The organism is Ectopseudomonas oleovorans, assembly GCF_003052605.1.
GTDB classification, from domain to species: Bacteria; Pseudomonadota; Gammaproteobacteria; order Pseudomonadales; family Pseudomonadaceae; genus Aquipseudomonas; species Aquipseudomonas oleovorans_A.
Genome location: NZ_QASO01000091.1, coordinates 24,283 through 33,870, shown reverse-complemented (window position 1 = coordinate 33,870; position 9,588 = coordinate 24,283). Strand labels below are relative to the sequence as shown.

Here is a 9,588-nt window from a genome sequence, read left to right as displayed (position 1 = left end):
CGTAGTAGAGATCCACTCGATTGCACAGTGACATGAACTGATGACGAACCGGTCGCACCGACCTGTGTGTAACCTGCTGCATCCATCGGCCCTCTGCTTTGCAAGGCCGCTAGCCCGGTTAGGCGCACAGGAGCGAAATTCATCATGGCTCAAGGCTAACGCCTTATCAGAAGTCGAATATACGGAAGCAGTCGTACCTAGGTTCAGAGGCAGATTATTTCACTGGCAAAACGGGAGGAGTCCATATACGGATGAAATCCGGGGGCCGTTGGCGCTGCCTGGGTGTCGGCGCGACATGGACAGCATGGCGCTGTTCTGCGCTCAGCTCAGCTCGGCCAGCAACTGCGCGCAATCCTGCGCGTGCAGCCCGGTCAGCTCCGGCCAGGGGTTGTCCGGCAGGTTGACCAGCACGCTGCGCGCACCGGCGGCCTGGGCGCACTCCAGGTCGAAGCGGTAGTCGCCGACCATTACCAGCTCACGCGGCGTAACGCTCCAGCGCTCGGCCAGGTGCAGCAAACCGCCGGGGTGCGGTTTGGGTGGAGCCTCGTCGCGGCCAAGAATGTCCGCCCTGGCAAAGCAGTCATCCAGGCCGATGGCCTGCAACGTCAGCAACGCCAACGAGTGAGCATTGCGCGTGAGGATGCCGAGCTGGCAGCCACGCTCGCACAGGGTGCGCACCAGCTCGATGGCGCCCGGCGCCGGGCGCGAGGCCACTGCCAGCTCGCGCTCGTGCTCGAGCAGCCAGGCATGCTTGGCCGCGGCCTCCTCTGCCGGTAGCGCCGCCAGGTGATGAAGGATGTCCTCCTCCTGGGGAATGCCCAGCGCCCGCTTGATCGCCGGGAAATCATGCACGGCCAGGGTCAGGGTGCCGTCCATGTCGAACACCCAGTGACGTGCTTCGCGCAATCTATTCACTTCCAGTCCTCGCGCACGCGGGTCAGGCCTTCCTGCGCGGCCGAGGCCACCAGCTCGCCCTGGCGGTTATAGATGCTGGCACGGGAGAAACCACGGGCGTTGCCGGCCCAGGGGCTGTCCATGGCGTAGAGCAGCCAGTCATCCATGCGCAGGTTGCGGTGGAACCACAGCGAATGGTCGAGGCTGGCCACCTGCATGAATTTCTGGAACACCGACACGCCATGCGGCTGCATCGAGGTGGTCAGCAGGTTGAAGTCACTGGCGTAGGCCAGCAGGTACTTGTGCAGTTGCGGGTCGTCCGGGAGCTCGCCGGCAGCGCGGAACCACACGTACTTGACCGGTTCGCAGGGCTGCGGGGCAAAGGGGTTGATCAGCGTCACCGGGCGGATCTCGATCGGCTTGTCGCTGATCAATCGCTCACGTATGCGCTCGGGAATCATCGGCGCCACCATGCGTGCCAGCTCGGTTTCCGACTTCAGGCCCTCGGGGCCGGGAACGTCCGGCATCGGGCTCTGGTGGTGAAAACCTTCCTCCTCGTACTGGAACGAGGCACTACAGAAGAAGATGGGATGGCCCTTCTGTACCGCCACCACGCGGCGGGTGCTGAAACTGCCACCATCGCGGGTGCGCTCGACCTGATAGACCACCGGCAAACTGGCATCGCCGGGACGCAAGAAATAACCGTGCATGGAGTGCACGTGGCGCGCCTCCTCGACCGTCTGGCTGGCGGCGGAAATGCATTGGCCAAGCACCTGGCCGCCGAACAGCTGGCGAAAACCGAGATCCTGGCTGCGGCCACGGAACAGGTTTTCCTCGATCTGTTCCAGGCTCAGCAGCGCGACCAGATCGTCGAGTACCTGGGTCATGGAGTCTCTCCTTGTGCAGGGGTTGGTAATCGCGGTTGGGAATAGGCCGACAGGGACGTCAGGCGTTCATCCCATACAGCGCGGCCAAGGGTGAAATGGTAAAGACTTTGCCAGCCGCTGTCGGCATCGCCGAGCAATTCCCGCAAAGCGTCGTCGAAATAACAACCGATGCCAGTACCCGAAAGCCCGGCCGCCTCGGCTTCCAGATAGAGCACCTGACCAATCTGGCCACATTCCCAGTAGAGCCGTGGATAACGCCAGGCGCCATCCGCCACGGCGCCCTCCACCCGTGCCAGCATGGCCAAGGCCACACAGCCGTCGGCGGCAATGTCCTGGCCGCAGCTGAGAAACCCCGCCAGGCCACGCGCATCGCCTTCAAGCAGACGATACAGCGGCAGCTCCTCATCCACCCGCTGCCACAGGTAATCCTCGCGCAGCGGCTGCACACCGCTGCCCGTGCGATCCAGCCAGTACAGGCCAGGCGCAAGCCCCTGCACACGATGGACGAACAGCAGCAGGTCGATCTCGCTCGGCTCACCGCTGACGGCGAACGGCACCGGCGATTGCACCGGCATCAGGCGGCGCAGCCAGGCCAGCAGCAGTGCAGCCTGAATACCGCTGCGGCCGTCCATGCTTTGCGCACTGCGCCGGCGATGCAGGATGGGCCTCAAGGGCAGGCCGGGATTGTCATTGCGAACACCAGCAGCATCTACGCTCCAGGCCGCGCGAGGACGTGCCGGCGCACGGCATAGCCCATGTATGCGCTGCAACTCGGGCCAGTGGCGATACTCACGGGACAGGCGATTGGGCGCACCGCTCCGCTCAAGCTGTGCCAACGCCGTCAGCAGGGTCTCGGGCAGCGCAAACTCCAGCGTCTGCGCCGAACCTATCCATAGCAGGCAGTCGCCGTGTTCGGCCTCATGAAAGCCCTCATCATCCAGCCCCAGCAGGCCGTCCAGGCGTGCTTCGGCCACGCCCCGCAGCATGCGCACTTGCCAACCCTGCACGCCGGCGGCGATGGCCAACGCCGCCAGGGCATGCCCCAGGTCGTGCTGGCAATAACGGTAGGCGCGCTCGCCGTACTTCCAGGCTTCGCGCCAGGCGATACTGCTCAGGCCGAGGAGAAAACCGCCGGGCGGCAGGCAGTCGGCAAGCTGCCGGCCAAGCGGCGGCGGCAGCTCGCTGCGCACCTCCAGGCCATGGGTATCCGGCGCGTAGTGGGCCAGCACACCGTCCTCATCCACGACACCCGGCGGCAGCAACAGATAGGCTTCAGTCGGGTGCAGATTGCCGGATGACGGATTGACCCGCAGCGCCCAGCGGCTACCGCCAGCCTCCTTCCAGGCGGAAATGGCCAGGCTGTCGTACAGCAGTTGCGAGACCCTGGCGCGATTCAGTGGTGCGGGCGGTGCCTGCGGCCCGGCGAATGCAACATCGTAGGCCGGCCCCTCTTCCAGCGGGCGGTGGTACAGCTCGATCAGCCGGGCACCGTCGTAGCGACGAAACGGTGCCGGCTGGGTCGCCCAGTCCAGTTGCCCCGGCCCCGGTGCGAAGCGCTCGGGGGCGTGTTTGCTGAGCTGGTGATAGGCGAGCACGTCCGTCATCGCTGCGCCTCCCACTGCTCGCGGCTTATGCGGTAGAGCACGTGCGGCTGCAAGGGATGACCGGACGGTACGCGCGGATGGAGAAAATCGCCGCTATCGTCGCGCTGCATACCGATGCTACGCATCACCGCCTGCGACGGCAGGTTGGCCGGCACGGTGAAACTCAATACCTCGTCCAACCCAAGCTGCTCGAAGGCCACGGCCAGTGAAGCGCGCGCCGCCTCACTGGCATAACCCTGACGCCAGTGCGCCCGCGCCAGACGCCAGCCGATTTCCACGGCAGGCACGAACGGCGCATCGAAGCCGACCTGTGCCAGGCCGGTGACACCGATCAGTTCGCCAGTGTCACGCCGCTCCAACGCCCAGAAGCCAAAGCCGTGCTCATCGAAATGCGCCCGGATGCGCGCCAGCAGTTGCGCGCTCTGTTCGGCGTCCATAGGCGCAGGAAAATGACGCATCACCTCGGCATCGGCATTGAGTGCAACCAGCGCCGGCAGGTCACTGTCGCGCCAGGCACGCAGCAAGAGGCGCTTGGCGGAGGTTTCGATCAGGGGCATGGCGATTGTCTCGATTGGCTGCGACCATATGGCGTCGACTCGATGAGCACTTATTGTATGCCGCATACAGCCCGCCCTTCGCGGCCAGGCATCGTTCCCCATGGAGAAATTCCGCCTGCTGCGTGATCACCTGGTCGACAGCGGCCTGAGCACCGATGCCGAGCTGCATCGGCCCGAACAGTCTCCAGCGGAGGCCCTCACCCTTCGACCACATCGCTTGCTACATGACTGGCGAACTGTCATACGAGAACCCGCACAGAAAAGGTCTGGCAAAGCCAGGCGTAACGGAAGACGGCAGATAGCATGTACCACGGAGAAAAATTCAACGCCTGGAGCCACCTGATTGGCGCCGTTCTGGCGGCCATCGGTGCGGTATGGCTGCTGGTACTGGCCAGCTCCACGGGCGACCTGTGGAAGATTGTCGCAGTGGCCATCTACGGTGTCACCCTGCTATTGCTGTACAGCATCTCCACCCTCTACCACAGCATGCGCGGCCCGGCGAAACGGGTGATGCAAAAACTCGATCACCTGTCGATCTACCTGCTGATTGCCGGCAGTTACACCCCTTTCTGCCTGGTAACCCTGCGCGGCCCCTGGGGCTGGACCTTGTTCGGCATCGTATGGAGCCTGGCGCTGATCGGCATGCTGCAGGAAATCAAGCCTCGCTCCGAAGCACGCGTGCTGTCGTTGATCATCTACGCGGTGATGGGCTGGATCGTGCTGGTGGCGGTAAAGCCCTTGATCGCCGCCCTGGGTATGACCGGCTTCAAATGGCTGGCGGCTGGTGGCGTGCTCTACACCGTAGGCATCATCTTCTTCGCCTACGACAGCCGCTTTCGCCACTGGCATGGCATCTGGCACCTGTTCGTCATGGCCGGCAGCCTGCTGCATTTCGTGGCGATTCTGCTCTACGTGCTGTGATGACTTTCTCCCGACGATTGAAAAACGCCCACACCATCCATGCTCTGACGGGGCATAGTGACCAGTGTGCGTATCAATTGGATCGCCGATTACAACGTCAAGCCATTGCCGCTGGTTGCCCGGCGAAAAGGCGGAGGCCTGGTGATTGCCTGGATTGGCTGCGACCATAGCGCGTCGATTCGATGAGCACTTACTCTATGCCGCTACCGCTGGTCTACCACGAGGATTACAGCCCGCCCTTCCCGGCCGGGCACCGTTTCCCCATGGAGAAATTCCGCCTGCTGCGCGATCACCTGGTCGAGAGCGGCCTGACCACCGACGCGGAACTGCAACGTCCCGAGCTGTGCCCGGCGGAGATTCTCGCCCTGGTTCACTGCCCGGACTATATCGCCCGCTACATGGCTGGCGATCTGTCATACGAGGACCAGCGCCGCCTTGGCCTGCCCTGGAGCGATGCCCTGGCACGACGTACCGTGCGCGCCGTGGGCGGCTCGCTGCTGACCGCCGAACTGGCACTGCGTCACGGCCTGGCCTGCCACCTGGCTGGCGGCACGCACCACGCGCACTACGACTTCCCCTCCGGTTTCTGCATCTTCAACGACCTGGCGGTGATCGCCCGCTACCTGCTCGAAGCTGGCCGCGTGCACCGCGTACTGATTTTCGACTGCGACGTGCATCAGGGCGACGGCACCGCGCGGCTGCTGGAAGACGAACCGGACGCCGTTACCGTGTCGCTGCATTGCGAGCAGAACTTCCCGGCACGCAAGGCGCAGAGCGACTGGGATATCCCCCTGCCACGCGGCATGGGCGACGGGGATTACCTGAAGGTGGTGGACGATATCCTCAACTACCTGCTGCCGATCTACCAACCGGACCTGGTGCTCTACGATGCCGGTGTCGACGTGCACAAGGACGATGCCCTGGGCTACCTGCAACTCACCGACGCGGGCCTGGCAGCGCGTGACGAAGCCGTGCTGCAGCACTGCCTGGGCCGCGATATCCCGGTACTCGGGGTAATTGGCGGCGGCTACTCCAAGGACCACGCCGCCCTCGCCCGCCGCCACGGTATCCTGCATCACAGCGCGGCAAAGGTGTGGGCGGCGCGTGGGTTGGGCTAGACGCTCGTAGGGCGGGTGAAACCCGCCAATTCGCCGGTGGCGGGTTGCTCCCGCCTCCAGAAGGCATCCCCCTCCGCGACAGCATCTCCCCTCACAGAGCAACCACGGTATGGCAGCGCGAGGATTGGACTAGCCCTGTAGGGCGGGTGAAACCCGCCAATTCGCCAGTGGCGGGTTGCACCCGCCCTACGTGATCCTGACGATCAGCCGGCCTGCACCTTGTCCAACGCCTGCTCCAGGGTCGCCACGGTACGCTCGATATTGCCCAGCTTGTCCAGCCCGAACAGGCCCAGGCGGAAGGTCTGGAAGTCCGCCGGTTCGTCACATTGCAGCGGTACGCCGGCGGCGATCTGCAGGCCGATGGCGGCGAACTTGGCGCCGGTCTTGATCTGCCCGTCGTCGGTGTAGCAGACCACCACGCCCGGCGCCTCGAAGCCCTCGGCCGCGACGCTCTTGAAGCCGCGCGCTGTCAGCAGCGCGCGCACCCGGTCGCCAAGCTCCTGCTGTTGCTGACGTACACGGTCGAAACCGAGAGCCTTGGCTTCCAGCATGGCATCGCGAAAACGCGCCAGGGCGTCGCTGGGCATGGTGGCGTGGTAGGCATGACCGCCCTGCTCGTAGGCCTGCATGATCTGCAGCCACTTCTTCAGATCGCAGGCGAAGCTGCTGCTCTGAGTCGCTTCGACGCGCGCCTGACCCGCCTCGCTCATCATCACCAGGGCGCAGCACGGCGAGGCGCTCCAGCCTTTCTGCGGGGCGCTGATCAGCACGTCGATGCCACAGGCCTGCATGTCCACCCACAGCGTGCCGGAGGCAATGCAATCAAGCACGAACAGGCCGCCGACGGCGTGCACCGCATCGCTCACCGCGCGCAGGTAGTCGTCCGGCAGGATCATCCCCGAGGAAGTTTCCACGTGCGGGGCGAACACCACCTGCGGCTTGTGCTCGGCGATGGTGGTCAGCACTTCGTCCAGCGGCGCCGGGGCGAAGGCCGCCTGTGGGCCGTCCGCGACCGGACGCGCCTTGAGCACATGGGCTTCGGCGGGTATCCGACCCATATCGAAGATCTGCGTCCAGCGGTAGCTAAACCAGCCGTTGCGCAGCACCAGGCACTTCTGCCCGGTGGCCAACTGGCGCGCCACCGCCTCCATGCCATAGGTGCCGCTGCCAGGCACTACTGCCACGGCATGGCCGTTATAGACCTGTTTCAGGGTGGCAGAGATATCGCGCATCACGCCCTGGAACGACTGCGACATATGGTTCAGCGAGCGGTCGGTGTAGACCACCGAATATTCGAGCAGGCCATCGGGATCGATATCGGGGCAGATCTGGGACATAACGGGCTCCAGCCGAAAAGGTTCGGACAGAACCTGCCCCAACCCAGGGCAAATGACAAGGCCGAGGAGCACTCGGGTACCAGGCTGCTGAAAAACTACCTGCGTTGGCAATACTGCGTTAAAAACAGCCTCGCGTGCGAGCCCAGTCAAAATGCTCATTTACAGCACGTAAAGTCGAGCGCGACTCCGACCGTTTTTCGGCTGTTTTTGCGGGGCCGCCATAGGTATTGTCTTGCCTGCCTCGCCTACGTATTTCAACTGCCTGGTAGAATGCACAGCCGTTCCCTGACCGCCCCGCCACCATGACCACAGACAGCCCGACCACCGCTCATCACGTCGCCATCATCGGCGGCGGCCCTGCCGGGCTGATGGCCGCCGAAGTGCTGGCGCAAGGCGGCGTGCGCGTGGAGCTGTTCGATGCCATGCCCTCAGTGGGGCGCAAATTCCTGCTGGCCGGCGTCGGCGGCATGAACATCACCCACTCAGAATCCAAGGACGCCTTCATCGGCCGTTATGGCGAGCGTCAGGCCGAGATCGCAGCGCTGCTGCGCGAATTCGACGCTGATGCCTTGCGCGAGTGGATTCATGGCCTGGGTATCGACACCTTCGTCGGCACCTCCGGCCGTGTGTTCCCCTGCGACATGAAGGCCGCGCCGCTGCTGCGCGCCTGGCTGCGCCGGCTGCGCGAGCTGGGCGTGATGATCCACACCCGCAGCCGCTGGCTGGGCTGGAACGCCGATGGCAGCCTGCGCATCGCCAGCGCGGACGGCGAGCGCGCCCTGGCCGCCGATGCCTGCCTGTTGGCGTTGGGCGGTGGTAGCTGGGCGCGACTGGGCTCGGATGGCGCCTGGGTGCCGCTGCTGCAGGCGCGCGGTATCGAGGTCGCGGCGTTGAAGCCGAGCAACTGCGGCTTCGAGGTCGAGGGCTGGAGCGATCATCTCAGGGAAAAATTCGCCGGGGCGCCACTGAAGAACGTCGCCTTGAGCCTGCCTGGCCAGGCGCCTCGCATCGGCGAGTTCGTGCTAACTGCAGGCGGCATCGAAGGCAGCCTGGTGTACGCCTTTTCCGCCGATATCCGCAGCGCCATCGAGGCCGACGGCCAGGCCGTGATTCACCTCGACCTGTTGCCGCGGATGCCATTGGTCAAGCTGCTGCAGGCGCTGGCCAAGCCACGCGGCAAGCACTCGATGGCCAAGCACCTGCATCGCCAGGCCGGGCTGGACGGCGTGAAGGCTGCCCTGCTGCGTGAACTGGCGCCGGCTGCCGCATTTGCCGAACCGGCTGCTCTGGCGTCCTGGATCAAGGCGCTGCCGATCACCCTGCTGCGCCCTCGGCCGCTAGATGAGGCGATCAGCAGCGCTGGCGGCGTGCCCTTCGCGGCGCTGGACGAAGGACTGATGCTCAGATCCCTGCCCGGCGTGTTCTGCGCCGGTGAAATGCTCGACTGGGAAGCGCCCACCGGCGGCTACCTGCTCACCGCCTGCTTCGCCAGCGGGCGGGTCGCGGCGCTGGGCCTACTCGACTGGTTGCATGCCGTGTAGTTGTAGGGTGGGCCGGGCGGCGAGCGCTTCAGCGCCATCTGCCAGGGTTTCATCGGCGAGACCATCGCCGGAGAGGCGCTGCTGCTGTTCCATGACTCGGAAGTGGACGACATGGCGTGCCTGCTCGGCTGGCAGCCGGAGAACAAAGCGCAAACCTCGGAGATGTTACTGGACCAGGCCAGCATGCCAGTCTCGACCAGCTGATCCAGGTCAACCGCCAGCGCTGGGGCAAAACCCTGGCCGTGGAGATCAGCTATAGCCTGGAAGGCCATGCCATCCACTTCGATCTGCTGTTGTTCACCGAAGATTCGATCAAACGCCCGACCAACAAGATCGACTACCTGATGGAGTGAGGCGATGCCCGCACAGATCGATATCAAGGAAGTTCACCGGCTGCTCGACATTGCGCAATGCATCGACGTCGGCGTGGTGGTGCTCGACCGCCAATACCGCGTCGAAGTGTGGAGTGCCTTCATGGAGAACCATTCCGGGCTGGGGCTGGGGCCGGACCAGGTACAGGGGCGTTCGTTGTTCGAGCTGTTCCCGGACATTGACCGCCCCTGGCTGGAGCGCAAAGTGGAAAGCGTGGTGCAATTGGGCACCCGGTTACGGTTCTAGGTTTCCATGCGCCATGGCCGTCGCGGCTAAAGCCCCTCCCACGGAACATGTCCTGCCATGTGGGAGGGGCTTTAGCCGCGAGCGATCTGCCCCGGATTTCACCCGTGCTAC

Annotated in this window: 9 protein-coding genes and 2 pseudogenes; 6 read left to right on the top strand and 5 right to left on the bottom strand. The window is 64.6% G+C overall.

Annotated elements, in window-relative coordinates; translation table 11 throughout:
* Positions 1 to 321: 321 nt before the first annotated feature.
* The 4 genes from DBO86_RS15125 to DBO86_RS15110 are packed head-to-tail and all read right to left on the bottom strand — an operon-like array spanning position 322 to position 3,942.
* Entirely contained in the window at positions 322 to 915 is a 594-nt protein-coding gene (locus tag DBO86_RS15125) for an HAD family hydrolase (protein ID WP_108234101.1), read from the bottom strand.
* Positions 912 to 1,781, bottom strand: a complete 870-nt coding sequence (gene tesB, locus DBO86_RS15120) for an acyl-CoA thioesterase II (RefSeq protein ID WP_108234100.1) — start codon at positions 1,779 to 1,781, stop codon at positions 912 to 914. Before tesB ends, DBO86_RS15125 begins: the two co-directional genes overlap by 4 nt.
* A complete protein-coding gene (locus DBO86_RS15115; protein ID WP_108234099.1) occupies positions 1,778 to 3,385 on the bottom strand; it encodes a SagB/ThcOx family dehydrogenase in 1,608 nt (535 codons plus the stop codon). The genes tesB and DBO86_RS15115 overlap by 4 nt, the downstream gene beginning before the upstream one ends.
* On the bottom strand, positions 3,382 to 3,942 hold the full coding sequence (locus DBO86_RS15110) for a GNAT family N-acetyltransferase (protein ID WP_108234098.1): 561 nt from the start codon (positions 3,940 to 3,942) through the stop codon (positions 3,382 to 3,384). The genes DBO86_RS15115 and DBO86_RS15110 overlap by 4 nt, the downstream gene beginning before the upstream one ends.
* A 53-nt stretch (positions 3,943 to 3,995) precedes the next feature.
* Between DBO86_RS15110 and DBO86_RS27305 the strand changes: the two are divergent.
* From DBO86_RS27305 to DBO86_RS15095, 3 genes and pseudogenes are all read left to right on the top strand, one after another.
* Positions 3,996 to 4,211, top strand: a pseudogene (locus DBO86_RS27305) (histone deacetylase); the annotation flags it as partial.
* A 34-nt stretch (positions 4,212 to 4,245) separates the two neighbouring features.
* Positions 4,246 to 4,863 (top strand): PAQR family membrane homeostasis protein TrhA, encoded by a 618-nt coding sequence (trhA, locus tag DBO86_RS15100; protein ID WP_004424630.1) that lies wholly within the window; start codon positions 4,246 to 4,248, stop codon positions 4,861 to 4,863.
* A gap of 197 nt (positions 4,864 to 5,060) precedes the next feature.
* On the top strand, positions 5,061 to 5,981 hold the full coding sequence (locus DBO86_RS15095) for a histone deacetylase family protein (RefSeq protein WP_108234096.1): 921 nt from the start codon (positions 5,061 to 5,063) through the stop codon (positions 5,979 to 5,981).
* 203 nt (positions 5,982 to 6,184) lie between these two features.
* Here DBO86_RS15095 and DBO86_RS15090 read toward each other — a convergent pair whose 3' ends face one another.
* Complete coding sequence (locus DBO86_RS15090; RefSeq protein WP_108234095.1) at positions 6,185 to 7,318, bottom strand: aminotransferase class V-fold PLP-dependent enzyme; 1,134 nt, start codon at positions 7,316 to 7,318, stop codon at positions 6,185 to 6,187.
* Positions 7,319 to 7,620: 302 nt separating this feature from the next.
* Between DBO86_RS15090 and DBO86_RS15085 the strand changes: the two genes are divergently transcribed.
* The 3 genes and pseudogenes from DBO86_RS15085 to DBO86_RS15075 all read left to right on the top strand — a co-directional run bounded on the left by DBO86_RS15085 (position 7,621) and on the right by DBO86_RS15075 (position 9,477).
* Positions 7,621 to 8,859, top strand: coding sequence for a TIGR03862 family flavoprotein (locus DBO86_RS15085; RefSeq protein ID WP_092377600.1), 1,239 nt, complete (start codon positions 7,621 to 7,623; stop codon positions 8,857 to 8,859).
* 18 nt (positions 8,860 to 8,877) lie between these two features.
* Positions 8,878 to 9,212, top strand: a pseudogene (locus DBO86_RS15080) (response regulator); the annotation flags it as partial.
* A 4-nt stretch (positions 9,213 to 9,216) separates the two neighbouring features.
* On the top strand, positions 9,217 to 9,477 hold the full coding sequence (locus DBO86_RS15075; RefSeq protein ID WP_244185563.1) for a PAS domain-containing protein: 261 nt from the start codon (positions 9,217 to 9,219) through the stop codon (positions 9,475 to 9,477).
* Positions 9,478 to 9,588: the final 111 nt, after the last annotated feature.